Below are 25,893 nucleotides of genomic sequence, written 5' to 3' on the forward strand. Positions count from 1 at the left end.
CCCGGCCCCGCCCCGGAGTCCGGCGGCTCCCGGAGTTCGGACGGCCCCGGGAGTTCGGCGGCTCCCGGAGTCCGGGGCAGCCGGAGTCCGGTGGCCCTCTGGGGCTGGAGGCCTCCTGGGTTTGGGGTGGGCCTTCAGGCGGTGGTCATGCGGCGGCGTAGTTGGAGAGGGCGGGTTCGAGGAGGTCGAAGGCGCGGGTGGCGTCGGTGGCGATCGTGTCGGCGATGCGGTCGTTGGGCAGGCCCGCAAGGGTCAGTTCGTGGATGCGCTGGAACAGCACCCGGTGCACGGTTCCCAGCAGCCCGGCGGCGGTCTGGACGGTGATGTCGTCCGCCGTCGTGCCGGTGGCGTCGGCGAGGGCCCGGGCGAGGTGCTGTTCGCGCTGGTCGTGCAGGCCGCGCAGGCAGGACGTCAGGGTGGGGCTGTCGGCGATCATGCGGGCGAACTCCGGACCGGAGAACCCGGCCACCGGATCCTGGGCCGCGACAGAGGCCAGGAAGGCATGGCGTAGAGCCGACAGGGCCGACTCGCCGGGATCGCGGGCGGCGACGGCGTCCGCCAGCGCGGAGGTGAACGCCTCCTGATGGTCGAAGGCCAGGTCCTCCTTGCGCGGGAAGTAGTTGGTCACCGTCTTCTTGGCGATGCGGGCGGCGGTGGCGATCTCGGCGATGGTGGTCTGCTCGAACCCTTGGGCGATGAACAGCCTGGTGGCGTGGTCGGAGATGAGCTGCCGGGTCTCCTGCTTCTTGGATTCGCGGAGGCCGGGTGCGGGCGAGGTCTCGTAAGCCATGAGGAAATCTTACCCTCGTCGTATTTTTACGTTGACACCCCTCGGAGTCTCTGGCTATATTTACGTCCGTCGTAAGTTTGCGACCGACGAACGTTAAGGAGAACCTGCTTGGAACTCAAGCTCATCCCGGCTGTAGCTTTCAAGATCGACCTCGGGGCGTCGGAGGGCCGCGACCGCACGTCGCAGCCGATCTCCGTCCCGGACGGCGGGCTCCGCAGAACGTCCGCCGACCATGGCGCACGGGGATGGCGGGACCCGCAAGTGACCCGCAACCTTCCCCGCCGCCGCCCTCACTGATCCCCGCCCCCCCCGCGACACCGCCCCTCGCCCCTCGACCGCGTCCGCCACTGACGACGTTCGCTGCGTCACGCCCATGGCGGGCCACGTCCATGGCGGTCGCGTCCACAGCGGTCGTCGGCCGTCGTGGTCAACGTCGGCCTGGGCCGTTCGAACCGGCCACTCGCGTTTCGCTCAGCCGTTCTCATCTCTCACGGAGACCTTCTTGCAGATCACCACGTCCACCGTTTCGCTCACCGTTGCCGACGTCGCCGCCTCCCAGGCGTTCCTCACCGAGCACCTGGGCTACACCGTCCGGGTAGCCGCGGACGGCTTCGCCTCGCTCACCCGTGCCGACGCGATGGACATCGTGCTGCTCGCCCGCGGCATCGAGGTCCTGCCGCCGGAGCAGCGCGACCAGCACGCCTCCGGCCTCATCCTGGCCTTCACCCTGGACGGCGGCCTGGACGGGCAGGAGAAGCTCCTTCGTGACGCGGGTGTCGAGATCACCATGCCGTTGCGCGAGGAGCCCTGGGGCGAGCGCCTGTTCCAGGTGACCGACCCCAACGGGATCGTCATCCAGTTCGTCGAGTGGGTGGCTCCCGCCTGACCGGAGCCGCCTCAGCCGGTCTCGCGGGCCTGGCCGTCGAGGAAGTCCGCCACGAGCGCCGCGAACTCCGCCGCCTGGTGCTCCAGCGGGATCACGCCGCCCTTGACCACGGCCCGGGTGCTGTGGGGAAGGGCGGCGGCCAGGCGTTCCAGCTCGGGGAAGGCGAAGGGGTCGTCGGTGGCGCCGACGACCAGCACCGGGCAGCGGACCAGCCCGACCCGCTCCTCCATCCGGTACGCGGCTACCGCCTCGTGCCCGCGCTCCACCTCCGGCAGGACCGTCAGCGCGTCGCGAACGAAACGGGTCAGCAGCGGCCACGGGTAGTAGGGAGCCCGCCGGCTCCACAACTCGCCCAGGTGGGAGCCGTCGGACTGCTCGCGCACGGCGTCGATCGAGGGACGGCCCGCACGCCGCCGCCGCCCTTCGGGGTCGACCATCGGCGTGGACGACAGCACCAGGGCGGTGACGCGGTCGGGTGCGCGCGCCGCTGTCTCGACCGCGATGACGCCGCCCGTGTGGTGCCCGGCCACGGCGGCTCGCGGCAGGCCGAGGGCGTCCATCAGGGCCAACACGCCGGCGGCGTAGGTCTCGATCGAGTGCTCGGACGGCCGGGCGGAGTTGCCGAAGCCGAGCGTGTCCATGGCGATGGCCCGGCGGGTGCGGCCGAGCAGGGGGAGCACCTCGCGGTATTCGTCCCAGGAGCGGGGGGTCTGGTGCAGCAGGAGCACCGGGTCTCCCGTGCCGCACGAGGCGTGGTGGATCTGGCCGAACGGGGTGTCGGCATAACCGAATCTGATCACGGCGTTCTCCTCCTGCCTGTTCACAGGGCGGCCCGGCCCCGTCCGGCGGACGATCACCGTCGGGGCGCGCCCCTGGCCGTCCTCACGCCCTCACGATCGCAGACGGAACCCCGCCGCGCATCAGCCCCTGGTGGCCCCGCGCAACGTACGCGGCCGGGCGCCGGGCCGGCCCGCCGCCCGCCCGCCGCTCACGCCCCAGGCCGTGGAACCGGTCACGCGGGCTCGGCGAGTGCCTTGTCGCGGTCCCAAAGGTCAGGCGGGCGTGAGTGCCTAGTCGCGGTCCCCCGGGTCAGGTGGGCTCGACGAGGGCCTGGCTGCGCTCCCACAGGCGGCGGGCCAGGTCGGGGTCGTCCGCCAGGCGGTGGACGGCCGAAGGGCGGCGCTTCTCGTAGTGCCCGCCGGGGGCCCAGTCGGCGCCCGGCCGCGAGGTGGCCAGCCAGACCAGGGTGTCGGCGCCCTGCTCGGGCGTGAGCAGGAACCGCTTCAGCGGCGTGTGGTAGAGCAGCCGCGCCGCGCTGTCGCCGCCGCCGGAGAAGTTGGTGGCCACCACGCCGGGATGGAAGGAGGCCGCAGCCAGGCCGTCCGCGCCGTGGCGGCGCTGAAGCTCACGGGTGAACAGGATGTTGGCCAGCTTGGAGTTGGCGTACGCCCGGCTGCCGGAGTAGCGGCGCACCGCGTCGAGGTCGTCGAGGTCGAGCCGGGCACGGGTGTTGAGCAGGCTGGACGTCGTGACGACCGTGCCGCCGGCGGCCAGCAGCCGGGGCAGCAGCAGCGTGGTCAGCAGGAACGGCGCCAGATGGTTGACCTGGAAGGTCGCCTCGTGGCCGTCGGGCGTGGTGGTGCGCGAGCCCATGATGGCCCCGGCGTTGTTGACCAGCACGTCGATGGCCGGGTGGCGGTCGAGCAGGGTGGCCGCCAGGTCGCGTACCTCTGACAGGCGCGCGAAGTCGGCCACGTGGTGGTCGGCCGCCAGCTCCTTGGCCAGCGCCGCGGTCTTGCCGGCCGACCGGCCGACGAGGACGACCTCGTCGCCCCGCTGTCGCAGGGCGCGTGCAGCGGCGCGGCCGATGCCGTCGCTGGCGCCGGTCAGGACGATGGTCTTTCCCGCCATGGGCCCGATCCTTCCGCATCCGGCCTCCACCATAGATCGCAATGCGGCGCACCCGCCACGCCGGGGCGGCCCGTGGCCACGGCGTCGGGGTCCGAGCGGTCAGGGTCCGAGCGGTCAGGGGCCAAGCGGTGAGGGCCGAGTGGTCAGGGGGTGGTGGTGAGGAAGCGGGCGGCCGGGTCGTCGCCGAGGGCGGCGTCGAGGCGGGCGCGCATGTCGGGGCTCAGGTCCGGCAGCTCCCGCAGGGGGAACCAGCGGGCCTCGCTGTTCTCGCCGTCGGCCGGGTACGGGTCGCCGGACCGCCATCGGCAGCGGAACACCAGGTCGAGATAGCGGGCCCGGTCGCCGTTGGGGTAGGTGACCTCCCGCGTGACGTGCACCAGGGCCAGCCGTTCCGCGACGGCCCGTACGCCGGTCTCCTCGGCCACCTCGCGCACCGCGGCGTCGGCGGGCTGCTCGCCGGGGTCGATGATGCCGGTCACGGGCGTCCAGGCGCCGGTGTCGCTCCGGCGGACCAGCAGCACCTGGTCCTCGTGCAGCACGACCGCGGTCACCCCGGACAACCACAGCGGCTCGGTGCCGATCTTCTCGCGCAGCGCGAGCACGAACTCAGGGGTTGGCATCGGTCCAGCATATGCACCGGACGCCGGCCGCCGGAGGCCCGCTGCGCGCCGGGCGCCCCCGGGGAGCGAACACGTTTCCGGCGTGCCGGGCATGCGCCGGACGGCCATAACCCCATAAAGTCTATAGGTAATAAGGATAATCCCAAGGAGAGGTAAGCAGCCATGTCCGGCTTCACGTCCTGGCCTAGCCTCGGTTCCATGTCGATCGACGAGAACGCCCTGCTCCCCGATCCCGGCCGCGCCGTCGTGGCGGTCGAGCCGCCGGTCGCGGCGCACGGCCACTGGGCGGGGGCGCCGAGCGCCGTCGCCGCGGACGGGCTGATCTACCTCGCCTACCGCCTGCGCCGCCCGGTCGGCGAGGGCCGCGGGTACGCGGTCGTGGTCGCCCGCTCGTCCGACGGCGAACGCTTCGAGCCGCTGACCACGATCACCCGCGAGGAGATGGACGCCGAGTCGCTGGAGCGGCCCTCCCTGGTCCGCACCCCGCAGGGACGCTGGCGGCTGTACCTGAGCTGCGCCACGCCCGGCACCAAGCACTGGCGGGTGGAGGTCGTCGAGGCCGCCGACCCTGCCGCGTTCGACCCGCGCACCCGCACCACGGTGCTGCCCGGCGACCCCAAGACCGGGGTCAAGGACACCGTGATCGTACGGCGCGGCGACGTGTGGCACCTGTGGGCCTCCTGCCACCCGCTGGCCGACCCCGACGAGGCCGACCGGATGGTGACCGACTACGCCACCAGCGCCGACGGCCTGGACTGGACCTGGCACGGCACCGCCCTGACCGGCCGGCCGGGCCTGTGGGACGCCCGCGGCGTCCGGATCAGCGCCGTACGCTTCGACGGCGACCGGGTCGTGGCCTTCTACGACGGCCGTGGCAGCGCGGAGGAGAACTACGAGGAGCGCACCGGCGTGGCCGTGGGCGCCGACCCCGACGCGCTGGCCGCCCTGGGCGACCGGCCCGCCGCGATGTCCTCGCACCACGGCGGCGGCCTGCGCTACCTCACCTTCGTCGACCTGCCGGACGGCGGCCTGCGCCTCTACTACGAGTACACGCGCGCCGACGGCGCCCACGACCTGCGCACGGAACTCCGCCCAGCCCGCTGACCGACCCGCTGACCGGCCCGGTCCGGCCCGGACCAGCCCGACCGCCACGGTCGGCGTCGCGGCCAGAGATCGCGGTCAGGCGTCGCGTCCAGGCGTCGCGTCCAGGGGTGCGTCCAGGGGCGCGGTCAGGTGGCGTGGCCAAGGGGCCTGTGGCCGTGGGGCCTGTGGTCAGGGGGCGCGGCCGTTTCTGGCCTGGCGTTGGCCGGGCGGCCGGCTGCCGACCAGCCCGCCTGACCGTTCCCGCGGCCGCAGCCAGTCGCTGAAGTCCTCGCCCGTGACCTGCTGGAGCAGCTCGACGTCCGCCGCGAAGTAAGGGATCAGCCGCTGCCGCTGCGCCCACTCCAGCGGCCGGCGGGCCCGGCCGCGCCGCTGGAGCAGCCGCTCCAGCGGCCCGGACAGGGACGCGGGAAGGGTGCGGCGCAGGGCGGACAGCAACGCGTGCCGCGCGCCGGGGTCCGGGTGCGCGGTCACGTTCTCCCTCGGGACGCCGGTGAGCAGGCCCTGTCGTACGCCGAGGAAGCCGCAGATGCGGTCCAGGGTCTCGGCGGGGCGGTCCACGATGTCCCGGTAACGGAAGATCAGCACCTGGTCGCGGGGGAACAGGGTGAACAGGTGGGCGAGCTGCTCGCCGTACCGGCCGAGGGCGGTGTAGTGCCAGAAGTGCGCCCAGCCGGCCGCGATGCGCTCCGGCTCGGCCTCGCAGGCGCGGACGAGGTCGCCGATCGGCTCCAGGCCGGCCGACCACAGGTGGGTCCAGTTGGAGTGGGCGCGCTCGACCGGGTCGCGCAGGCTCACGATGAGCCGGACGTGCGGGATGGTCTCCCGGATGCGGCGTTGGGCGTCCAGGTCGTACAGGTAGAAGGGGGTGGACTCGCCGGCGAGGGTGCCGGGGGGAGCGGCGGCGAACAGTGCCTCGTAGTCCGCGCGCCGCCAGACGTGTTCCCGGTAGGTCTCGGCGTCGCCCGGTCCGCCCCGGCCGGGCGGTGGCCCGTCGGTGAGGAAGAACTTCGGCTCCTTGATGGGCGACAGGAACAGGTCGGGGTGCGGGTGCAGCGCGGTGTGCAGCGCCGTCGTCCCCGCTTTGGGCACTCCCGCGATCAGGAAATCGGGCAAGGGCACCGTCGTCCTCCCAGTGACGAGAACCGATATTGCCTGATTTTCCTACCAAAAGTGTAGGAAGCCAAGAGGCTCCCGCGATGTCACCGGCGGGCGGGCGAGACGGACGCGGCGGTCTCGTCCCCGGCCCTCCGGCCGCCGCGACGGCCGGGCAGCGCCATGGTGACGGCCGCCGCGGCCAGCGCCGCCCCGCAGCCGACCAGCATCCCGGTGCGGAAGCCGGCCTCCGACGGCAGCGTGTGCGCGCCCAGCCGGATCGTCAGCTGCGACAGGATCACGCCGACGACCGCCGCCGAGACCGTCGTCCCGATCGAGCGCATCAGCGTGTTGAAGCTGTTGGCGGCGGCCGTCTCCGTCCGGGGCACCGCGCCCATGATGAGGGCCGGCATCGCCCCGTAGGCCAGGCCCACGCCGAGGCTGCACACGCAGGTGACGACCAGCATGCCCCAGGCCGAGCCCAGCAGGCCCAGGGAGGAGCCATAGCCGAACGCCATGACCAGGCTCCCGGCGATCAGGGTGACCTTCGGGCCGCGGGCGGCCGACAGCCGGGCGCCGAGCGGCGAGACCGCCATCATCATCAGGCCCGAGGGGGCCATCCACAGGCCGGCGGCCAGCATCGACTGGCCGAGCCCGTACCCGGTGGCCGCGGGAAGCTGGAGGATCTGCATGACGATCAGCGCCTGGGCGTACATCGAGAAGCCGACCATGATGGAGGCGAGGTTGGTCAGCAGCACCTGCCGCCGGGCGGTCACCCGCAGGTCCACCAGCGGCTCCGCGGCGCGCAGCTCCCACAAGGCCCATGCCGGCAGGATCAGCGCGGCCGCGCCGAGCAGCCCGAGCGTGGCGCCGCTCGCCCAGCCCCAGTCGGCGCCCTTGGAGACCCCCAGCAGCAGGCACACCAGCCCCGCGCCGAGGCCGAGCGCGCCCGGCACGTCCAGCCGCCCGGCCGCGCCCGCGCGGGGCGGCGGGGGAGTGGGCGGCACCAGCACCCGGATCAGCACCGCGATCAGCACGCTCAGCACGGCCGAGCCCCAGAACAGCACCCGCCAGCTCGCGTACTCGGCGACCGCGGCCGAGACCGGCAGGCCGAGGGCCCCGCCGATGCCCATGGACGAGCTCATCAGCGCGATCGAGGGGCCGAGCCGGTCGGGCGGCAGCAGGTCGCGCAGGGCGCTGATGCCGAGCGGGATCAGGCCCATCCCCATGCCCTGTAACCCGCGCCCGACGATCATGGGGCCGAGCGACCCGGCCAGCGAGCAGATCACCGACCCGGCGATCAGCGGCGCGGTGCAGACGAGCATCATGCGGCGCTTGCCGTACAGGTCGCCGAGGCGTCCGGTGACCGGCGTGGCGACCGCGCCGGCCAGCAGGGTGGCGGTGATCACCCAGGAGGCGTCGGAGGCGGTGCTGCGCAGCAGCCGCGGCAGCTCGCCGATCAGCGGCACGACCAGGGTCTGCGTGAGTGAGGCGACGATGCCGGCCACCGCCATCACGCTGACGATGCCGCCGGGCCGGGCGGTGGATGTGGGGCCTCCCACGGTGTTCTCCCGTCGCCGAAGGGTGTGCACGCTACACATCATGTGTTACGTACACAATTCATGTAAGGTGCACATATCTCGCGAAAGGGGGGATTGGGATGGAAAAGCCCACACATCTCATCGAGTTCGAGACGATGTTGCTCGGCCGGCACCGGCACTACGACCGCAGTGCCCACCTCCTGCTGCGGCGGCTGCACGGCTCGGGCCCGATGTCCATCGGGCAGCTCAGCGACGCCTTCGGCCTGGACGTCTCCACGCTCAACCGGCACACCTCGGCCCTCCTGCGCGCCGGCCTGGTCGAACGCATCCCCGACCCCGAGGGCGGCATCGCGCGCAAGTTCCGCCTCACCCCGGAGGGGGAGCGCAGCCTCACCGAAGAGCGCGAGAGGAACGTGCGCGGCCTGGAGAAGGTGATGGCCGACTGGTCGCCGGAGGACGTCACCGCCTTCGCCGACTACCTCCGGCGTTTCAACACCGACATCGAACGCCTGGCCGGCCGCCCCTGGCCGCGTTCCTGAACCGAGCCGGGCGTACCTGAGCCGGGCGTACCTGAATCGGGCGTACCCGAGCCGGGCCGCCCGGCCCCGGACACGCGTGAGGGCCCCCTGCCGGGACGGGCGGGGGGCCCTCACGCGTGCGCACCGGTGTGCGTGTCGCCTCTCGGCGAGGGGCACAACGCGGCTCCAGCCGAACGGTAGTCCGCGAAGGCGATAGGTGAGGCCCGGGGACACTGGGCACACCGGCCACGAGGGATGTAACGGCGGCCGCCGCCGGGATGTTCCCGGCAGATCAGGCGAAGTGCATGACGATGGCCAGGCCGACGAGGTGCGTGACCACCACCACGACCAGCAGCGTGACGAACACGAACTTGGCCGGGCCGTGCTCGAAGTGCTTGCCCTCCTTCAGCGGAGGCAGCTTGGCCTGGCGCTCGGCGATGCGCTCCTCCAGGGGCTTGCGGTGAAACATGAGGTGTCCCTCTTTCGGCGGCCCGGCCACGGGTACGATTTGTGTGGCATCGATTTGCAGGCTATTAGTTTGTACACAAAGTAAGTTACCAGACGGCATCGGAGGCGTACACGCATGGAGCCTGTGACAGAGGCGACAGACCTGCTGGCGCTCGACCGGCAGGTGTGCTTCGCCCTCAGCATCGCCTCGCGCAGCGTGATCGGCCTCTACCGGCCGCTCCTGCAACCCTTCGGGCTGACCCACCCCCAGTACCTGGTGATGCTGGCCCTCTGGCAGCACGAGCCGCTGTCGGTCAAGGAGCTGGGCGAGCTCCTGCAGCTCGACCCCGGCACGTTGTCCCCGCTGCTCAAGCGGCTGGAGGCGCTGGGCTACGTCCATCGCGAGCGCAACAGCAAGGACGAGCGCGCCCTGGCCGTCACCCTCACGCCCGCCGGCCGGCAGCTCAGGGCCGAGGCGGAGAAGATCCCGCCGGCCATCGTCGCCCGGCTCGGCATGGACCTCGACGAGCTCCAGGACCTGCACGCCGCGCTGATGCGACTGATCGCCGCGGCCCGCCGCGACACCTGACCCCGCCCGCCGCGGCCCGCTGCGACACCTGACCCCGCCCGCCGCGGCCCGCCGCGACGCCTGACCCCGCCCTCCACGCGCCGCCGACAAGCAACTTCAGTTGACTATCTTCCCGATAGTCAACTACGGTTGCTCGCGTTCGCGGATCCCCTTCGTGTCGCTGGAGGCAGCATGTCCATGGTTCACGCCGATCGTCCGAGGTTGCGGCAGGTGCTCGACCGGCTGGTGGCCGACGACCGCGGGCCCGGCGTCGTGGCCGAGGTGCGGGACGGCGACGACCCGCCGTGGTTCGGCGCCGCGGGCGTGGCCGACCTGGAGACCGGCCGCCCCCGCGGCCCCGGGGAGCACTTCCGCGTCGGCAGCTTCACCAAGGCGTTCGTCGGGACCGTCGTGCTGGGCCTGGCGGCCGACGGCGACCTGGCCCTGGACGCCCCGGTGACCACCTGGCTGCCGGGCGTCGTCGAGGAGTACTTCCCCGGCGCCGACGCCGCCCGCATCACCCTGCGGCTGCTGCTCAACCACACCAGCGGCCTGCCGGACGCGATCCCCGGCCAGGAGACCCCGCCCGCCGGGGAGCCGGGCGGGCGGTTCGTCTACTCCAAGGTCAACTACAACCTGGCCGGGATGATCGTCGAGGCGGCGTCCGGCTCGACGCTGGCCGAGCAGATCGACCGCCGCGTCGCGGCCCCGCTGGGGCTGACCGGGACGTACCTGCCCGCGGCCGGCGAAGGGCTGCGCGACCCGCACGCCCGCCACTACTCCGGCCAGGACGACACCGGCCAGGAGACCGTCCGCCACGACGTGACCGACGCCGACCTGTCATGGGCCTGGGCCGCCGGCGGCATGGTCTCGACCACGGCCGACCTCCACCGCTTCCTGGCCGCCCTGCTGGGCGGGCGGCTGCTGCCGCCCGCCCAGCAGGAGGAGATGTTCACCACCGTGCCCACCGAGGGCGCCGGCTGGGTGCCCGGCGCCCGGTACGGGCTCGGCGTCTACTCCCAGCGTTTCCCGTCCGGGGTCACGCTCTGGGGCGGGGGCGGCTACATCCAGGGGTCGATGACGTACGCGATGGGCGACCGGCAGGGCAGCCACACCCTGGTCGCCAACGTGAACGGCGACTGGGGCGACTTCCTGGCCACCTGCGCTGACCTGTTCCAGGCCGAATTCGGCTGACGGCGCGGGTTCCAGGCCGAATTCGGCTGAGGGCGCGGGTTCCAGGCCGACTTCGGCTGAGGGCGCGGGCCCCCACCGGCTCAGACGAGCCCGGGGACGGCCACGTCGGCCGTCCTGACCTCGCCCGTCCGGCCGGCGAACATCTCCGCCATCCGCTCGACGCCCGGGAACACCGCGACCGTCATGAACAACGTCCGGCCGTCCGGGCCGCCGAGCGCGGCGGCGAAGCAGGACCGGTCGAGCTCGATCCGGTCGGTCACCTCGCCGCCCTCGCGCACCCGTACGCAGGCGGCCCCCTGTTCGTCGTCCACCTGGGTCCAGATCGCGCCCTCGGCGTCCATGCAGATGCCGTCGCCGCCGACGGGCGCCCACACCCGGCGGCCGGACAGCCCGCCGTCCGCGCCGATGTCGAACGCCGTCAGCCGCCGCGTCCAGGACTCGGCGACGACCAGCGTGGAGCCGTCCGGGGTCACCGCCATCCCGTTGGGGAAGTACAGGTCCTCGGCGACCACCCGGGCCTGGCCGCCGGGGCCGACCAGGGCGATCACGCCGGGCGCGAAGTCGGCCCGGCCGAAGTCGAAGCCGACGCAGTTCACGTAGATCCGGCCGCGGCCGTCCACGACGACCTCGTTCGGCCCGGGCGGCAGCTCGCCCAGGTCGGCGTGGACGGACGTCGTGCCGTCCGGCTCCACGCGCAGCAGCTCGCGCTCGCCGGTCACCAGCAGGCGGCCGTCGGGCAGCCAGGCGAGGCAGAACCCGGCGGGTTTCGGGCCGCGGCCGACCACCTCGCGCTCGCCGTCCGGGCTGACGGCGACGATCTCCTGCACCCCCCAGTGGGAGAACCACAGCCTGCCCTCGTGCCAGCGCGGCGACTCGCCCACGCACAACCCGGTCACCAATGTCTTCGTCTCGGTCATGTCGTCATGCCTCCTTCTGCCCCCTACACGAAGGGCGGGGGCCCGGATCGACATCGCCGGGAAGAAAAGATGCGCGCCGGATCTACAGGGCGGCGCGGGCGCGCTCGGCCAGCGCGGCGCGGTCGATCCCCGCCAGGGCCAGCGCCCGCGGGACCGTGCCCACCTCGGCCTGCAGGACGCCGAGCAGCACGTGGACAGGCCGCAGGTCCTTCTTGCGATGGGCGGCGGCCAGCCGCTCGATCGCCAGCTTGACCGACGCCCCGAGCTGCGGGCGCCGCTCGGGGTCGGGCGTCGAACGCAGGTCGAAGGCGGCCGCCGACACCCCGGCCGCGGCCAGGCTGTGCTCGAACTCCCGCCGCAACGCCGCCCGCAGCCCCGCCTGGTCGAGCCCGGCCGCGGCCAGGACCGCCCGCGCCGCGGTGTCCTGCGGCGCCGCCATGGCCAGCAGCACGTGATGGGCCTCGATCGTGGGGGAGCTCTCCGCGCGCGCCTCGGCCTCCGCCCGGATCAGCACGTCGTGCAGGTAGCGGTCGAAGGCGCCGCTCATGCCCGCCTCCGCAGCTCGACCCCGGCCGCGATGAGCCGCTTGGCGTGCTTCTTGTGGACCGCCTGGCGGGTGACGCCGAGCGCCTCGGCCACCTGCGGCCAGCTCCAGCCCGCCCGCATCGCCTGCTCCACGGCGGCGTCCTCCAGCTGGTCGGCCAGGCGGCGCAGCGCGACCACGGCCGCGAGCGCGTCCGCGGGCTCCTTGACTGACATTCCAGCCACCCTAGGCGTCCGGCCCCGGAACAGGCAATTCAGGTTGCTTGGCGAGGAGCCGAGGCGTCATGCCGGGAGCCATCGGGTAGGGCCAGGGATGTCATGAGCACGATCGAGAGCGCCGGGGCGGCCGCCTACCGCATCCCCACCGACCAGCCCGAAGGCGACGGCACGCTGGCCTGGCGGTCCACCACCATGGTCGTCGTCACCCTGACCGCCGCGGGCGTCACCGGCACCGGCTGGACCTACGCCCCGGCCGCCGCCGCCTCGGTCGTCACCGAGCTGCTGGCCGGCGTCCTGACCGGCGCGGACGCCGCCGACATCCCCGCCCTGCACGCCGCGATGGTCCGGCAGGTGCGCAACGCGGGCCGTCCCGGCGTCGCCGGCTACGCCGTCTCGGCCGCCGACGTGGCGCTGTGGGACCTCAAGGCGCGCCTGCTCGGCCTGCCGCTGACCCGCCTGTTCGGCGCCGCCCGGCCCGAGGTCCCCCTGTACGGCTCGGGCGGCTTCACCACCTACGACGACGAGGCCACCACCGCCCAGCTCGCCTGCTGGGTCCACGAGCAGGGCATCGGCCGCGTCAAGATCAAGATCGGCGAGTCGTCCGGCAGCCGCCCCGACCGCGACCTGCACCGCGTGGCCCTGGCCCGCCGCGTCATCGGCGACCGCGCCGAGCTGTACGTCGACGCCAACGGCGGCTACACCGCCAAGCAGGCCGTCCGCCTGGCCGCGCGCATGGGCGAGCACGACGTGACCTGGTTCGAGGAGCCCGTGTCCTCCGACGACCTGCCGGGCCTGCGGCTGGTGCGCGAGCGGGCCGCCCCCGACGTCACCGCCGGCGAGTACGGCTGCGACCCCGCCTACTTCACCCGCATGTGCCGGGCCCAGGCCGTCGACTGCCTCCAGGTCGACGCCACCCGCTGCGGCGGCTACACCGGCTGGTTCGCCGCCGCCGCGATCGCCGCGGGCCACAACCTGCAGGTGTCCGCCCACTGCGCGCCCAACCTGCACCTCCCGGCCGCCGCGAGCACCGCCAACCTGCGCCACGTCGAGTGGTTCCACGACCACCAGCGCATCGAGGCCGAGCTGTTCGACGGCGCCGCCGACCCCTCCGGCGGCTCGGCCCGCCCCCGGCCCGACGCCCCCGGCCACGGGCTGGAGCTGCGCGCCGCCGCCGCCGAACCCCACCGCGTGGCCTGACGGAAGGAGCCGGCGCCGATGCGGATCGAGGACTACGCCCTGATCGGCGACATGCACACCGCCGCGCTCGTCGGCCGCGACGGCTCGATCGACTGGTTGTGCCTGCCCCGCTTCGACTCGCCCGCCTGCTTCGCCGCGCTGCTCGACGGCCCGTCCGCCGGACGCTGGCTGCTGGCCCCCGCGGGCGGCGGCCGGGCCACCTCCCGCGGCTACCGCCAGGGCACCCTCATCCTGGAGAGCACCTGGGACGGCCCCGGCGGCAGCGTCCGGGTGGTGGACTTCATGCCGCCCCGCGGCCAGGCCCCCGACGTGGTGCGGATCGTCGAGGGCGTGCGCGGCCGGGTCGAGATGACGATGGAACTGGTGCTGCGTTTCGACTACGGCCACGACGTCCCCTGGCTGCGCTACGAGCCCGGCGTGCTGGCCGCGGTCGCCGGCGGCGACGCCACCTGGCTGCGCACCCCCGTCGAGCTGTGCCCGGACGCCGACCGGCACCGCACCACCGCCTCCTTCACGGTGGGGGAGGGGCAGCGGGTGCCGTTCGCGCTGACCTGGCAGCAGTCGTGGCTGCCGCGCCCGGAACCGGTCGACCCGCCCGAGGCCCTGGCCGACACCGAACGGCTGTGGCACGAGTGGGCCGGCCGGTGCGGCTACCAGGGCGACTACGACGAAGCCGTCCGCACGAGCCTGCTCACGCTCAAGGCCCTCACCTACGCCCCCACCGGCGGGCTCGTCGCCGCCGCCACCACCTCGCTGCCCGAGCAGCTGGGCGGCTCGCGCAACTGGGACTACCGCTACTGCTGGCTGCGCGACGCCAGCTTCACCCTGCAGGCCATGATGACCGCCGGCTACGACGCCGAGGCGCGCGCCTGGCGCGAATGGCTGCTGCGGGCCGTCGCCGGGCACCCCGCCGACCTGCAGATCATGTACACCGTCGAGGGCGGCCGGCGCATCCCCGAATGGACCGCCGACTGGTTGTCGGGCTACGAGGCGTCCCAGCCCGTACGCGTCGGCAACGCCGCCTCCGGCCAGCTCCAGCTCGACGTCTACGGCGAGACCCTCGACTGCCTGCACCTGGCCCGACGCTCCGGCCTGGCCGTCGACGACGAGGCCTGGGACCTGCAGAACACCCTGATGAACTACCTCGAAGGCATCTGGGACCAGCCCGACAACGGGCTGTGGGAGACCCGGGGGCCGCGCCGCCCGTTCGTGCACTCCAAGGTGCTGGCCTGGGTCGCGGCCGACCGCATGATCCAGGCCGTCGAGACGTTCGGCCGCGACGGCCCGGCGGGCCGCTGGCGCGCCCTGCGCGAACGCATCCACCAGGACGTCTGCGCCCACGGCTACGACGCCGAACGCAACACCTTCACCCAGTACTACGGCTCGACCGGCCTGGACGCGGCCCTGCTGCTCATCCCGCGCCTCGGCTTCCTGCCGCCCGGCGACCCGCGCGTCGTCGGCACCGTGGACGCGATCGCCCGCGACCTCGTCCACGACGGTCTCGTCCTGCGCTACCAGGCCGAGGAGGAGAACATCGACGGCCTGCCCGGCGGCGAGGGCACCTTCCTGGCCTGCTCCTTCTGGCTGGCCGACGCCCTGGCCGCGACCGGCCGCCGGCGCCGGGCCACCGAGCTGTTCGAACGGCTGCTCGGCCTGCGCAACGACGTCGGCCTGCTGGCGGAGGAGTACGACACCGTGCACCACCGGCAGGTCGGCAACTTCCCGCAGGCCTACAGCCACGTCTCGGTGATCAACAGCGCCACCGTCCTGTCGGGCAGGTTCAGGCCTGGGCGCCCTCGGCATCAAGACGGGTGAAGGTGGCCCCGTGCAGCACGGCGCGGGCGCCGAGCACGTGCCCGTCGCACATCCTGGTCACCGTCCCGGCCTGGTCGGTCACCTTCCACCGGACCAGCTCCTGGCAGGGCCGGCCGGCCCGGTCCTGCGGCCAGGTGCGGTGGCAGACCCGGCACTCGGTGATGTTCGCCCGGTAGGACAGGGTGTTGCCGTGCTCGGGGCAGACGCCCCACGGCATGCCGCAGACCTGCTCGCGCTGCGCCCGCAGCCTGGCCAGGTCGCCGGCCGCCCGTTGCAGGTCCTCGCCGCCCCGGTCCAGCCAGTCGGCGGCGTGCCGCGCGGCCCGGAGCTGGTCGCCCTCGGGGGATCCGGCGGGCTCGCCGTCGCACAGCGAGCGCACCTCGGCGGCGAGGTCCTGAGCGCGGCGCGCGAGGTCGCGCAGCTGGGCGGGGGTGACAGTCATGAGGGCTCTCATCTCGTCAGGGCCGGGCGGCAACGGTGGGCGACGGTCACGCGACGGGAACGGCCGGGCGGCCGCTCCCGCCCTCCAGTCTCCTCAGCCCGGCGCGCTCGTGGCGCGCTCGCGGCCCACGAGTTCGCGCGCCCGACGGCCGAGGGGCGTCAGGACGTGGGGACGCCGCTGTAGGCGGGCCCGAAGAACACCAGCGTCACCAGGTCCTCGGTGACGTCGTGGAAGCGGTGCTCCTCGCGGGCCGGGACGAACAGGGTGGTGCCGGGGCCGACCTCGACGGTGACGCCGCCCGCGGTGAAGGAGGCGCGTCCGCTGGTGACGACGTAGATCTCGTCCTCGGCGTGCGGCGACTGGCCGTCGACGGCGCCGGCCGGGATGGAGTACGTGCCGAAGCTGAGCGCGGGCACGCTCAGGTGCTCGGCGAAGTTGGCGGAACCGTCCGGGGCGGGCTCGAACCGGCCGCTGTCGATGATCTCCATGGCCGGTGATCCTCTCATGCCGCCGCGAGCCGCGCCGTCGGCGGGGAGATGCTTGCGGCTTGCCCTAAATGTGAGTAAATGTCACGTCATGTGGAGTGGCTGGAGTGGCCGGATGTCCGCGGCCGTCAAGCGTGAGCTGGCGTACGTGCGCGGGCAGGCCGCCGGGCTGGCCAAGCCGGGGTCGTACCAGCGGTTGCAGGCGCTGCAGATCGCCAAGGCGACGCTGGCGGCGGTGCTGGCCTGGCTGACGGCCAGCCGGCTGCTGGCGCTCGGCGCCACCTGGATCGCCCCCGCCACCGCGGTGATCATGGTGCACGCCACCGTGTACCGCACCCTCACCAACGGCCTGCGCCGGGTCGCCGCGGTCGGCGCCGGGGTCATCCTGGCCGGCAGCATCGGGCACCTGCTCGGCCTGGGCGTGCTCAGCCTGGTCCTGGTCGTGCCGCCCGCACTGATCGCCGCCCGCTGGCACCGGATGGGCAACCACGGCTCCGACGTCGCCACCACCGCCGTGCTGCTGCTCTCCTTCGCCGCCGCCTCCCAGGAGCGCTACCTGCTGGCGTACGTGCTGGCCACGGCCATCGGCGCGGTGAGCGGCGCGGTGGTCAACAGCGTGTTGTGGCCGCCGCTGTACCGCGACCGGCCCGACGCCGCCGTCCGCCGCCTGGCCCGCGAGACGGCCGCGCTGCTGACCTCCGTCGCCGAGGGCTTACGGGACGAGTGGAACCTCTCGGCGCTGCCCGACTGGGAACGCCAGGCCGTCCGGCTGGACGAGCACCTGGCCGACGCGGCCGCCGCCGTGGCCGACGGCGCCGAGAGCCGCCGCTACAACCTGCGCCACAGCCTCCACCCGGTCACGGCCGCCCAGGACCACGAGCAGGTGCTGCGCCGGCTGACCACGCTGGCCGCGCACGTGCACACGATCGTGCACGCCCTGGCGCACCTGGAACACCACGACGGGCCCTCGACCGACGTCAGCCCCGACTACGCCCGCGACTACGCCGACCTGCTGGACCTGCTGGGCGACGCCCTGACCGCCACCGTACGGCGCGACCCGGACGCCGGAAAGGCCCGCACCCTGCTCGGCCGGGCGGAGGCGCAGGCGAGCCGCATCCACGACCAGATGACGACGGAGATCCAGAAGGGCGAGGTCGCCCACCCGGCCGGCTGGGCGCTGAGCGGCAGCCTGCTCACCGACGCCGAACGCATCCTGGCGGTCCTGACCGACATCCTGGCGGCCACGCCCGCCGGCCAGGACGACGACAACCGCCCCTCCTCGCCCGCCGGCCAGGACGACGACAACCGCCCCTCCTCGCCCGCCACCCACCCCTGACCCGCTGACCGGCCCCCGTTTGCGCCGGGGGGCCGTCGCGCGGCACACTCGGGAGCCATGCTCATCAGGTCGTTCCCCGAGCCGGACGTGCCCACGGCCCTGCTGGCCCAGGTGCGCGACCTGCAACGGGAGGCCTGGCCGGGCCACGACTTCCCCGCGCCCGACGGCGGCGGCCCCGCGCACGACCCCGCCCTCGCCCCCCGGACCATGATCCTCCTCGACGAGGGCACGGTCCTGGCCGCCCTGGACATCCTGTCCAAGACCCTCACCCACGCCGGCCACCGGTTCCGCGCCGCGGGCCTGAGCACCGTGGTGACCAGGAAGGCGGCCCGCGGCCGGGGGCACGGCCGCCGCCTGGTGGGCGCCGCGCGCGCGGCCGTCGCCGAGGCGGGCTTCGACGTCGCCCTGTTCACCTGCGACCGGCCGCTCCAGGGCTTCTACGAGAGCGCCGGCTGGTCGGCCGTCCCCGGCGCGGTGCTGGTCGGCGGCACGCCGCAGGCGCCCTTCCCCAGCGACCGGCCCGGGTTCGACAAGGTCACGATGGGCGACTTCCCCTCGGCCCACGGCCGGGCGCACCGGCTGTCGTTCCACCACGCGCGCGTCGAGCTCCACCCCGGGGAGATCGACCGGCTCTGGTGAGCCTGCCTCAGGCGTCCCGGCCTCGCCGGACCAGCGGCAGGAAGACCTCGTCCACGATCTCCACCAGGACGTCGTCCGGGGCGTTGGGCGCACCCCGCACCACGAACTCGTTGCGCAGCAGCACGATGGCCACCGTGGCGACCCTCGGGCGCAGCGACTCGGGGTCGGCCTCGCCGCGGGCCACCGCCCGTTCCAGGACGGCCAGCCAGGGCGCGGCCACCGCGTCGTCCGACTGCTCCTGGAGCTGGGCCAGCAGCTCGGCGGCGCCGCCGGCGGCGGCGATCAGGTCGCGCAGGATCGCGCCGAGCGGCGAGCTCCAGTAGCGGTTGGCCCGGCGCAGCAGCTCCAGGGCGTCGCCGCGCAGCTCGCCGGTGTCGGGCGGCGAGACCGTCGTGGCCAGCCGCTTGTAGGCGGCGACGCCGAGGGCCAGGCGGCCCGGCCAGCGGCGGTAGATGGCGTTCTTGTTGGTGCCGGCGCGGGCGGCGACCTTGTCCATCGTGAGCCCGGCGAACCCGGACTCGGTGAGCTCGTCGGCCGCCGCGCTCAGGATCGCCTCCTCCAGCGCGGCCCCGCGCCGCCGTGTCCGCACGCCTGCCTCGGCCATCGCCACCCTCCTCGGTCTGAGGGTACCGACCGTACCTCACATAGGCTAAGGTACGGGCAGTACCGTAAATCTGGAGGGAACAGCCATGCGTGCCAAAGGCATCAGCTACGACACCGGTTTCGTCGTCAACGGGACGATCGGCCACCCCGGGTTCGACCCCGACGTGGTGGCGCGCGAGATGCGCGTCATCCGGGACGACCTGCACTGCACGGCCGTCCGCGTCATGGGCGGCGACCCCGAACGCCTGGAGATCGCCGCCCGCCACGCCGCCGACCTGGGGCTGGAGGTCTGGTTCTCGCCCTATCCGCTGGAGCTGACCGAGGAGGAGATGCTGGCGCTGTTCGCCGACTGCGCCGAGCGCGCCGAACGGCTCAGGCGGCGCGGCGCCGAGGTGGTCTTCGTCACCGGCGCCGAGCTGTGCCTGATGAGCAAGGGCTTCCTGCCCGGGGACGACATCGACGAGCGGGTCGCCCTGCTGAGCCGTCCGGAGCGGGTGCGCGAGCTGGTCGGCGGCGTCCGCACGCGGGTCAACGACTTCCTCGGGCGGGCGGTGGCCGTCGTGCGCGAGCGGTTCGGCGGCCGGGTGACCTACGCCTCCGTGCCGCTCGAAGGCGTCGACTGGACGCCGTTCGACCTGGTCTCCGTGGACCTCTACCGGTCGGCCGAGATCGTGGACGTCTTCGAGCAGGGCGTGCGCGGCCTCGTCGCGGAGGGCAGGCCGGTCGCGATCACCGAGTTCGGCTCGGCGACCTACCGCGGCGCGGGCGACCGCGGCGCGCTCGGCCTGGAGATCGTCGAGTACGCCCCGGGCACCCGCGAGCCGCTCCGGCTGACCGGCGAGCACGTCCGCGACGAGGAGGGCCAGGCCGCGTACGTGCGCGAGCTGCTGGAGATCTTCGACGCCGCCGGCGTGGACAGCGCCTTCGTGTTCACCTTCGCGCTGCGCGACCACCCGCACCGCCCCGACGGCGACCCCCGCGACGACCTGGACCTGGCCAGCTACGGCGTCGTCAAGGTCTACGAGGACCGCTCCGGCACCGCCTACCCCGGCCTGCCCTGGGACCCCAAGGCCGCCTTCGCCGCCGTCGCCGGCCACTACGCGAAGCACTGACGTGACCCTGCCCACCGCCACCCTCGGCCGCACCGGCCTGCGCGTCAGCCGCCTCGGCTACGGCGCCATGGAACTGCGCGGCCCCCGCGCCTGGGGCCCGCCGGTGTCCGACGACGCGGCCCGCGCCGTGCTGAACGAGGCCCTCGACGCCGGGGTGAACCTCATCGACACCGCACCCGACTACGGCGACGCCGAGGAGCACATCGGCCGCTGGATCGCACACCGCCGCGACGAGTTCGTCCTGGCGGGCAAGTGCGGCTGCTCCCTCACGGACGGCGACCCCGCGCACGACTACACGAGGGCGAACGTGCGCGCGGGCGTCGAGCGCAGCCTGCGCCGGATGCGCACCGGCCATCTCGACGTGCTGATGGTGCACCTCAGCCCGAGCGTCTCGGTGATGGCGGCCGAGGACACTGTCGCCGGGATGCGGGCACTCCAGGACGAGGGACTGATCCGCTTCACCGGCATGTCGGGGGAGCTGCCGCACCTTCCCGACCACATCGCGACGGGCGCGTTCGACGTGTTCCTGCTGCCCTACTCGGCGCTCGACCGCTCCCACGAACGGCTCGCCGGGGCCGCCGCGGCGAGCGGGGCGGGCACGATCGCCCGCGGGGCGGTGGCCCGCTCGCTCGCGCCGCCGCCCGAGACCGTGCCCGAGCCGGTGCGCCGGCCGCTGGCGCAGCGCCACGCCCGGCTCGCCGCCGCCCGCCTGGAGGAGCTGGCCGACGGCGCGCCGGTGACCGAACTGCTGCTCCGGTTCATCCTCGGCCATCCGGAGCTGCACTCGGTGATCGTCGGCTCGGCCCGGCCGGAACACCTGCGGGCCAACGTCGCCGCCGCCCGCAAGGGCCCGCTGCCGCCCGACGTGGACGCGGCCGTCCGCGTCCGCCTGGGCCCGGCGTAGGGGAGGCGGGTCACTGGTCGTCGAGGAAGGTGAGCACGGCCATGACCCGGCGGTGGCCGCCGTCCGAGACGGCCAGGCCGAGCTTGGCGAAGATGCTGCCGATGTGCTTGTGCACCGCGTTGTCGGTGATCGTCAGCCGCTCGCCGATCTCGGTGTTGCTCAGGCCCTGGGCCATCCAGGACAACACCTCCCGCTCCCGGCCGGTGAGGCTGTCCAGGCCGTGGCCCCGCCCGACCATGAGCTGGGCGATGACCTCGGGGTCCATGACCGTGCCGCCCGCGGCGACCCGGCGGACGTCCTCGACGAACTGGCTCACCCGGCTGACCCGGTCCTTCAGCAGGTAGCCGACGCCGCCCGAGCCGTGCGCCAGCAGCTCGCGGGCGTAGATGCGCTCGACGTACTGGGACAGGACCAGGATGGGCAGGGCCGGGTCGGCGCGCCGGAGGGCGACGGCGGCCCTGATGCCCTCGTCGCGGAACGACGGCGGCAGCCGCACGTCGGCGATCACCAGGTCGGGCCGGTGCTCGGTGACGGCGTCCAGCAGGGCGCCGGCGTCCGTCACGACCGCGGCCACCTCGATGTCCTTGCTGGTCAGGAGCAGTTCCAGCCCCGTGGACAGCAGGACGTTGTCCTCGGCGATCACGACGCGCACGGCAGCTCCACGACGAGACGGGTGGGCCCTCCGGGAGGGCTGTCGATGGACAAGGTACCGTCGAGCGCGGCGGCCCTCCTGCGGATGCCGGTGACGCCGGTGCCGCGGCTCTCGTCGACGCCGCCCCTGCCGTCGTCGCAGACCTCGATGCGCAGCACGCGGCCGGACGCCAGCCGTACGGTGACGTGGCCGGCGCCGCTGTGCTTGGTGGCGTTCGTGACCGCCTCGGCCACGATGAAGTAGGCCGCCGTCTCGACCGCGGCGGGCACCGCGCCGAGGCCGCTCACGTCCGTCTCGACGGGCAGGCCGGCCTTGGCCGTCACGGCGGCCACCGCGCCGGCCAGCCCCCTGTCGGCCAGGACGGGCGGGTACATCGTCCGGATCACCTGCCGCAACTCGGTCATCGCCTCCTCGGTGCCCTCGTGCGCGTCCTTCAGCAGCCGGCCGACGGGCCCGCCGTCGTCGTCGAGCGCCTCGCGGGCCATGGCCAGCCGCATCGCGATGGCGACCAGACGGGCCTGGGTGCCGTCGTGCAGGTCGCGCTCGATGCGGCGCAGCTCGGCGGCGTGCGCGTCGAGGACGTTCGACCTGCTCTCGGTCAGCTCGCCGACCCGCTCGGCCAGCCGGTCGGCCTCGGAGGGGGCGAGCGCGGCCAGGCAGGCGCGGGCGTGCAGCCGGGCCAGCCGGGGCAGCGCCCACCAGGCCAGCGGCGCGGCCAGGACGACCTGCGCGACGCCCATGCCGATCGCCTGCTCCCATCCGGTGACCGGGAGGGCCACCAGCAGCCGCAGCGGTTCGTCCGCGGGGAACAGCCACCACAGCGGGGCCTCCAGCACGGGGTTCACCAGCAGCCCGGCCACCCCGAGGGCGGCCAGCGCGGCGGGCAGGCCCACGACGACGTGCAGCGCCGTCCAGCGCAGATCACGCCTGGCCCGCGTGCCCGTGAGGAGCTGCCGCCACTGGTCGCGCACCCCGGTCCTGGCCGGCGGCGCCGGGCGCGCCGGCACGTCGACCCCCAGCACCGCGCCGGCCTGCACGCGCTGCCACTCGGTCCACCGGTGGAGCACCGCCATCATGCGCGGCACCAGGACGAGCCCCACCCCGCCCACCGGGACGAGTGCGACGCCCACGGCCAGCACCGCCAGCGAGACCATCGCCGCCACGGCCGACGCGAACACCGTCAAGTGATACCGAACGAACCGCCACAGAGCTTTCACGTCACGTCATGATCTTCCGGGCGGGTAGCTCCATGGCGAGGGACACAATCGTCATCACTGCCAGGATAGAGGCCGGGACCAGCCACAACGGCCCGGCAGGCAGCGGGCGGGCCAGGAAGCCCACGCTCAGCAGCACCAGCGGCACCGCCGACAGCACCAGCCCCGACACCGACGCCCCGGCGCCCACGAGCAGCGCCTCCCAGCGCACCACGCGCCTGAGCTGACGCGGGGTCAGGCCGATCGCGCGCAGCCCGGCGAACTCCTCCCGGCGCGCGGTCGTCGTCGCCACCAGCCGGTTGGCGACCGCCACCAGCACGTAGCCCAGCAGCACGGCCAGCACGGCCACGTTCACCAGCGTCTGGGCCGAGGCCATGGCGGCCTGCGGTCCGGCGGCCTGGTGGTCGAAGCGCAGCTCGGGGCGGTGCGCGAGGTCGCCGAAGTCGGCCGGACGGGCCAGCACCGCGCTGTCCAGGCCGGTCGTCGTGTGCGCGGCGGCCAGGTCGCGGGAGACCACGATCGGGCCGAACCCGAGGCCGCGCCGGTAGGTGGCGGCCACCCGCGCCCGCACCCGCGCGCCGTCGCCCATGATCAGGTCCATGCTCCCGCCGACCCGGCCCAGGCCCTCCTCCACCGCGACGGCCGCGCCCTTGAGGCCGGACAGGCCGCCGTCGGCGAGGTCCAGGTCGACCAGGCCCTCGGCGTCCGGGCCGAGCGCCATGGCGGGCGTGGCCATCAGGGCGGGGCTGTCGCCGGTCAGCATCGGCTCGGTCACCACGGTCGTCATCGCCATGCCCGCCGCCTTCGTCCGCGAGCGTACGTCGGCCAGCAGGCCGCGCGGGACGCCGCCGAGGTCAGGAGCGGTGATCGTGACGAGGCCGCGCAGGCCCACGGCGACCTCGTCGGCGCGCGCCTTGGCCATCGTGGTCTGGCTGAGCACCACGCTGAGGCCGAGCGTGACGACCATGCCGAGCGCGGCCACGGCCCCGGCGGTGCGCAGCGCGTACCCGTGGGAGTTGTGCACCGCCAGCCACAGCGGGCCGGGCAGCCGCGTCATGAGCCGCGACCCGGCCACCGCCCTGGCCGCCCCCTGCACCAGCCGCGGACCGGCCAGCGCCAGGCCGATCACCGCGACGATCGACGCGATGCCCGGACCGATCATGCCCGCCTCGCCCCGCATGAACAGCGGCGTCACGGACAGCGCCAGCGCACCGAGCATGAGCAGCAGCCCCGCCCGGGTCCGCGCCGGCGACGGCATGCGCGGCTCGGGCAGCCCGGAGACCACCGGCATGCGCGACACCCGCAACGACCCCGCCCACGCGGCCACCCGCGTGACGCCGAGCAGCAGCAGCGTCGCGGCCACGGCCGGCAGCGGCCCGTACACCAGCGGCTGGTCGGCGCGCACCAGCCCGATCCCGGCCAGCAGCTCGCCGAAGCGGGCGGCCAGGAAGTAGCCGAGCGCGGCCCCGAACGGCACGGCCGGCAGCGCCGCCGCCGCGGCCTGGACGGCCACCAGCCTGCGCACCTGACGCGGGGTCGCGCCGGCCGCGCGCAGCAGGGCGAGGTCGCGGCGCTGCCGGTTGACCGACAGCGCCAGGCCGCCGCCCACCACGAACCCGACCACCAGCAGGCTGATCCCGCCGATCGAGGAGGGCAGGATCAGCAGCAGCCCGCGGCCGGCCGCCGCGCCCGGCGACTCCGCGTCGGCCCGGTCCCGGCCCGTGGCGTACGCGTAGCCGTCGCCCAGGCGGGCCTTCAGCCGGGCGGCCAGCGTCTCGGGGGAGACGCCGGGCGCCGCGCGGACCGCGACGAGGTCCACCGTCCGCGGCCGGCCCGCCGTCCGGGCGGCCAGGGCGGTGGCGACGGCGTCGGTGAAGTACACGCCGGGGGCGTCCACCACGGCGCTCACCCGGTAGGTGCCCGGCGTGCCGGCCGCCGTCAGCCGCAGCCGGTCGCCGACCCGCCCGCCGCTCACCGCGATCTCGTCGGCGGCGCGCGGCGCCCGTCCGGCGGTGATCCGGCCGCTCAGCGCGAGGGACGACCAGCCGTGCCCGGCGGTGGCCGGGTCGGCGGTCCGCCCGGCCGTCCCGGACCCGACGGCGGCGGGAAAGGCGAGGTCGCCGGCCGCGGCCGCCACGCCGGGCACCCGTGACGCCGCGGCGACCAGCGAGCCGGGGATCCTGGCGCGTTCGGGCAGCGCGAGGTCCGGCTCCTCCTTCAGCGGGATCGTCTGCCGGGCCGAGACCAGCACGTCCGCGCCCGACAGCCGCAGGGGCGGCTGCGCGCGGAAGGCCGAGTCCACCAGCACCCCGGTCCCGGTCACCAGCGCCATCCCGCCCAGCACCGCGGCGAACACCACGGCCAGCCCGCCCGCCTTGGCGAGCGCCAGCGCGAGCCTGATCATGCCACCCGCTCCTCGCTCAGCCGGGCCAGCCGCACGGCCAGGTCCTCGGCGGTCGGGGCGGGCAGGATGTCGAGGACGCGCCCGTCGGCCATGACCACGGTGTCGTGCGCGCGGGCCGCGGCGGCCGGGTCGTGGGTGACCATGACGACGGTCTGGCCCAGGTCGTCGACCAGCTCGCGCAGCAGGTCCAGCACGTGGGCGGCGCTGCGCAGGTCGAGGGCGCCGGTGGGCTCGTCGGCGAACACCACGTCCGGGCGCGCGGCCAGGGCGCGGACGATCGCCGCCCGCTGCTGCTGGCCGCCCGACAACTCCGTGGGCAGGTGCCGCATGCGGTCGCGCAGGCCCATCCGGTCGACCAGCTCGCCGAGCCAGGCCCGGTCCGGCCGCACCCCGGCCATCCGCAACGGCAGCGTGACGTTGTCCTCGACGGTCACGGTGGGCAGCAGGTTGTAGGACTGGAACACGTAGCCCAGGTGCTTCCTGCGCCACTCCGTGCGCCGGGTCTCCGACATGCGGGTGACCTCGACGCCGCAGATGGTGATCTCGCCGGACGTCGGCGGCTCCAGGGCCGCGGCGGCCTGCAGGAGGGTGCTCTTCCCCGAGCCCGACGGCCCCATCACGGCCACGAACCGGCCGCGCGGGAAGGCCAGCGAGACGTCGTCGAGGGCGACCACGCCACCGTAGGTCTTGCTCACCCGCTCCAGCGTGACGACCGCCTCCATCGCGGGCCTCGCGACGGC

Annotated in this window: 28 protein-coding genes; 11 read left to right on the forward strand and 17 right to left on the reverse strand. The window is 74.3% G+C overall.

Annotation, left to right across the window (positions count from 1 at the left end; genetic code table 11):
* Positions 1 to 145: 145 nt before the first annotated feature.
* A complete protein-coding gene (locus ACFYYW_RS17605; protein ID WP_387649930.1) occupies positions 146 to 790 on the reverse strand; it encodes a TetR/AcrR family transcriptional regulator in 645 nt (214 codons plus the stop codon).
* Between the two features lie 502 nt (positions 791 to 1,292).
* Between ACFYYW_RS17605 and ACFYYW_RS17610 the strand changes: the two genes are divergently transcribed.
* Positions 1,293 to 1,676: a VOC family protein gene (locus ACFYYW_RS17610; protein WP_364420908.1), complete on the forward strand. Its 384-nt coding sequence runs from the start codon at positions 1,293 to 1,295 to the stop codon at positions 1,674 to 1,676.
* 11 nt (positions 1,677 to 1,687) lie between these two features.
* On the opposite strand, the gene ACFYYW_RS17615 is transcribed toward ACFYYW_RS17610, so the two are convergent.
* The 3 genes from ACFYYW_RS17615 to ACFYYW_RS17625 form a co-directional block, all read right to left on the reverse strand.
* Complete coding sequence (locus ACFYYW_RS17615) at positions 1,688 to 2,476, reverse strand: alpha/beta hydrolase (protein WP_352330848.1); 789 nt, start codon at positions 2,474 to 2,476, stop codon at positions 1,688 to 1,690.
* Between the two features lie 289 nt (positions 2,477 to 2,765).
* Positions 2,766 to 3,587: an SDR family NAD(P)-dependent oxidoreductase gene (locus tag ACFYYW_RS17620; RefSeq protein ID WP_387649933.1), complete on the reverse strand. Its 822-nt coding sequence runs from the start codon at positions 3,585 to 3,587 to the stop codon at positions 2,766 to 2,768.
* A gap of 143 nt (positions 3,588 to 3,730) precedes the next feature.
* Positions 3,731 to 4,207 carry an NUDIX domain-containing protein gene (locus ACFYYW_RS17625; RefSeq protein ID WP_387649936.1) on the reverse strand — a complete coding sequence of 159 codons (477 nt, stop codon included), beginning with the start codon at positions 4,205 to 4,207 and terminating at the stop codon, positions 3,731 to 3,733.
* A 198-nt stretch (positions 4,208 to 4,405) separates the two neighbouring features.
* Between ACFYYW_RS17625 and ACFYYW_RS17630 the strand changes: the two genes are divergently transcribed.
* Entirely contained in the window at positions 4,406 to 5,311 is a 906-nt protein-coding gene (locus ACFYYW_RS17630; RefSeq protein WP_387649938.1) for a hypothetical protein, read from the forward strand.
* A gap of 168 nt (positions 5,312 to 5,479) precedes the next feature.
* On the opposite strand, the gene ACFYYW_RS17635 is transcribed toward ACFYYW_RS17630, so the two are convergent.
* Entirely contained in the window at positions 5,480 to 6,430 is a 951-nt protein-coding gene (locus ACFYYW_RS17635; RefSeq protein ID WP_364391796.1) for a sulfotransferase, read from the reverse strand.
* An 80-nt stretch (positions 6,431 to 6,510) separates the two neighbouring features.
* Positions 6,511 to 7,965 carry an MFS transporter gene (locus ACFYYW_RS17640; protein ID WP_387649941.1) on the reverse strand — a complete coding sequence of 485 codons (1,455 nt, stop codon included), beginning with the start codon at positions 7,963 to 7,965 and terminating at the stop codon, positions 6,511 to 6,513.
* Positions 7,966 to 8,063: 98 nt separating this feature from the next.
* Between ACFYYW_RS17640 and ACFYYW_RS17645 the strand changes: the two genes are divergently transcribed.
* Entirely contained in the window at positions 8,064 to 8,483 is a 420-nt protein-coding gene (locus ACFYYW_RS17645; protein WP_387649944.1) for a MarR family winged helix-turn-helix transcriptional regulator, read from the forward strand.
* A gap of 271 nt (positions 8,484 to 8,754) precedes the next feature.
* Here the strand turns inward: ACFYYW_RS17645 and ACFYYW_RS17650 are convergent, their stop codons facing one another.
* Entirely contained in the window at positions 8,755 to 8,931 is a 177-nt protein-coding gene (locus ACFYYW_RS17650) for a hypothetical protein (protein WP_189650423.1), read from the reverse strand.
* Positions 8,932 to 9,045: 114 nt separating this feature from the next.
* On the opposite strand from ACFYYW_RS17650, the gene ACFYYW_RS17655 reads away from it, so the two are divergent.
* The gene (locus tag ACFYYW_RS17655) at positions 9,046 to 9,498 is read left to right on the forward strand and encodes a MarR family winged helix-turn-helix transcriptional regulator (protein ID WP_387649947.1); all 453 of its coding nucleotides are present in this window, start codon (positions 9,046 to 9,048) and stop codon (positions 9,496 to 9,498) included.
* Between the two features lie 171 nt (positions 9,499 to 9,669).
* Positions 9,670 to 10,671, forward strand: coding sequence for a serine hydrolase domain-containing protein (locus tag ACFYYW_RS17660; RefSeq protein WP_387649950.1), 1,002 nt, complete (start codon positions 9,670 to 9,672; stop codon positions 10,669 to 10,671).
* Positions 10,672 to 10,751: 80 nt separating this feature from the next.
* Here ACFYYW_RS17660 and ACFYYW_RS17665 read toward each other — a convergent pair whose 3' ends face one another.
* The 3 genes from ACFYYW_RS17665 to ACFYYW_RS17675 all read right to left on the reverse strand — a co-directional run bounded on the left by ACFYYW_RS17665 (position 10,752) and on the right by ACFYYW_RS17675 (position 12,347).
* On the reverse strand, positions 10,752 to 11,588 hold the full coding sequence (locus ACFYYW_RS17665) for an SMP-30/gluconolactonase/LRE family protein (RefSeq protein ID WP_387649951.1): 837 nt from the start codon (positions 11,586 to 11,588) through the stop codon (positions 10,752 to 10,754).
* Positions 11,589 to 11,670: 82 nt separating this feature from the next.
* The gene (locus tag ACFYYW_RS17670) at positions 11,671 to 12,135 is read right to left on the reverse strand and encodes a Clp protease N-terminal domain-containing protein (protein ID WP_387649954.1); all 465 of its coding nucleotides are present in this window, start codon (positions 12,133 to 12,135) and stop codon (positions 11,671 to 11,673) included.
* Complete coding sequence (locus ACFYYW_RS17675; RefSeq protein WP_352324434.1) at positions 12,132 to 12,347, reverse strand: hypothetical protein; 216 nt, start codon at positions 12,345 to 12,347, stop codon at positions 12,132 to 12,134. The genes ACFYYW_RS17670 and ACFYYW_RS17675 overlap by 4 nt, the downstream gene beginning before the upstream one ends.
* Positions 12,348 to 12,449: 102 nt before the next feature.
* Here ACFYYW_RS17675 and ACFYYW_RS17680 point away from each other — a divergent pair, with 102 nt between their 5' ends.
* A complete protein-coding gene (locus tag ACFYYW_RS17680; protein ID WP_387649957.1) occupies positions 12,450 to 13,547 on the forward strand; it encodes an enolase C-terminal domain-like protein in 1,098 nt (365 codons plus the stop codon).
* Between the two features lie 18 nt (positions 13,548 to 13,565).
* Entirely contained in the window at positions 13,566 to 15,362 is a 1,797-nt protein-coding gene (locus ACFYYW_RS17685; protein WP_387649959.1) for a glycoside hydrolase family 15 protein, read from the forward strand.
* Here ACFYYW_RS17685 and ACFYYW_RS17690 read toward each other — a convergent pair.
* Complete coding sequence (locus ACFYYW_RS17690) at positions 15,328 to 15,804, reverse strand: hypothetical protein (RefSeq protein ID WP_352324431.1); 477 nt, start codon at positions 15,802 to 15,804, stop codon at positions 15,328 to 15,330. The two genes, ACFYYW_RS17685 and ACFYYW_RS17690, sit on opposite strands and share 35 nt — an antisense overlap.
* 158 nt (positions 15,805 to 15,962) lie before the next feature.
* A complete protein-coding gene (locus ACFYYW_RS17695) occupies positions 15,963 to 16,292 on the reverse strand; it encodes a cupin domain-containing protein (RefSeq protein ID WP_352363649.1) in 330 nt (109 codons plus the stop codon).
* A 112-nt stretch (positions 16,293 to 16,404) separates the two neighbouring features.
* Between ACFYYW_RS17695 and ACFYYW_RS17700 the strand changes: the two genes are divergently transcribed.
* Together ACFYYW_RS17700 and ACFYYW_RS17705 are read left to right on the forward strand one after the other, a co-directional pair.
* Positions 16,405 to 17,625: an aromatic acid exporter family protein gene (locus ACFYYW_RS17700; protein WP_364420226.1), complete on the forward strand. Its 1,221-nt coding sequence runs from the start codon at positions 16,405 to 16,407 to the stop codon at positions 17,623 to 17,625.
* A 57-nt stretch (positions 17,626 to 17,682) separates the two neighbouring features.
* Entirely contained in the window at positions 17,683 to 18,264 is a 582-nt protein-coding gene (locus ACFYYW_RS17705; protein WP_352324428.1) for a GNAT family N-acetyltransferase, read from the forward strand.
* Between the two features lie 7 nt (positions 18,265 to 18,271).
* Here ACFYYW_RS17705 and ACFYYW_RS17710 read toward each other — a convergent pair whose 3' ends face one another.
* Entirely contained in the window at positions 18,272 to 18,868 is a 597-nt protein-coding gene (locus ACFYYW_RS17710; RefSeq protein ID WP_387649960.1) for a TetR/AcrR family transcriptional regulator, read from the reverse strand.
* 85 nt (positions 18,869 to 18,953) lie between these two features.
* Here ACFYYW_RS17710 and ACFYYW_RS17715 point away from each other — a divergent pair, with 85 nt between their 5' ends.
* Together ACFYYW_RS17715 and ACFYYW_RS17720 are read left to right on the forward strand one after the other, a co-directional pair.
* A complete protein-coding gene (locus tag ACFYYW_RS17715) occupies positions 18,954 to 19,979 on the forward strand; it encodes a hypothetical protein (protein ID WP_364420222.1) in 1,026 nt (341 codons plus the stop codon).
* A gap of 1 nt (position 19,980) precedes the next feature.
* A complete protein-coding gene (locus tag ACFYYW_RS17720) occupies positions 19,981 to 20,883 on the forward strand; it encodes an aldo/keto reductase (RefSeq protein ID WP_387649962.1) in 903 nt (300 codons plus the stop codon).
* 10 nt (positions 20,884 to 20,893) lie between these two features.
* Here ACFYYW_RS17720 and ACFYYW_RS17725 read toward each other — a convergent pair whose 3' ends face one another.
* The 4 genes from ACFYYW_RS17725 to ACFYYW_RS17740 are packed head-to-tail and all read right to left on the reverse strand — an operon-like array spanning position 20,894 to position 25,875.
* Complete coding sequence (locus ACFYYW_RS17725; protein ID WP_364420218.1) at positions 20,894 to 21,535, reverse strand: response regulator transcription factor; 642 nt, start codon at positions 21,533 to 21,535, stop codon at positions 20,894 to 20,896.
* Complete coding sequence (locus ACFYYW_RS17730; RefSeq protein WP_352324423.1) at positions 21,523 to 22,713, reverse strand: sensor domain-containing protein; 1,191 nt, start codon at positions 22,711 to 22,713, stop codon at positions 21,523 to 21,525. Before ACFYYW_RS17730 ends, ACFYYW_RS17725 begins: the two co-directional genes overlap by 13 nt.
* Positions 22,714 to 22,753: 40 nt before the next feature.
* A complete protein-coding gene (locus tag ACFYYW_RS17735; protein ID WP_387649963.1) occupies positions 22,754 to 25,153 on the reverse strand; it encodes an FtsX-like permease family protein in 2,400 nt (799 codons plus the stop codon).
* Positions 25,150 to 25,875 carry an ABC transporter ATP-binding protein gene (locus tag ACFYYW_RS17740; protein WP_352324445.1) on the reverse strand — a complete coding sequence of 242 codons (726 nt, stop codon included), beginning with the start codon at positions 25,873 to 25,875 and terminating at the stop codon, positions 25,150 to 25,152. The genes ACFYYW_RS17735 and ACFYYW_RS17740 overlap by 4 nt, the downstream gene beginning before the upstream one ends.
* Positions 25,876 to 25,893 lie beyond the last annotated feature (18 nt).

Origin of the sequence: Nonomuraea sp. NPDC001831, from assembly GCF_042892035.1 — a bacterium.
In the GTDB taxonomy this organism is placed as follows: Bacteria; Actinomycetota; Actinomycetes; order Streptosporangiales; family Streptosporangiaceae; genus Nonomuraea.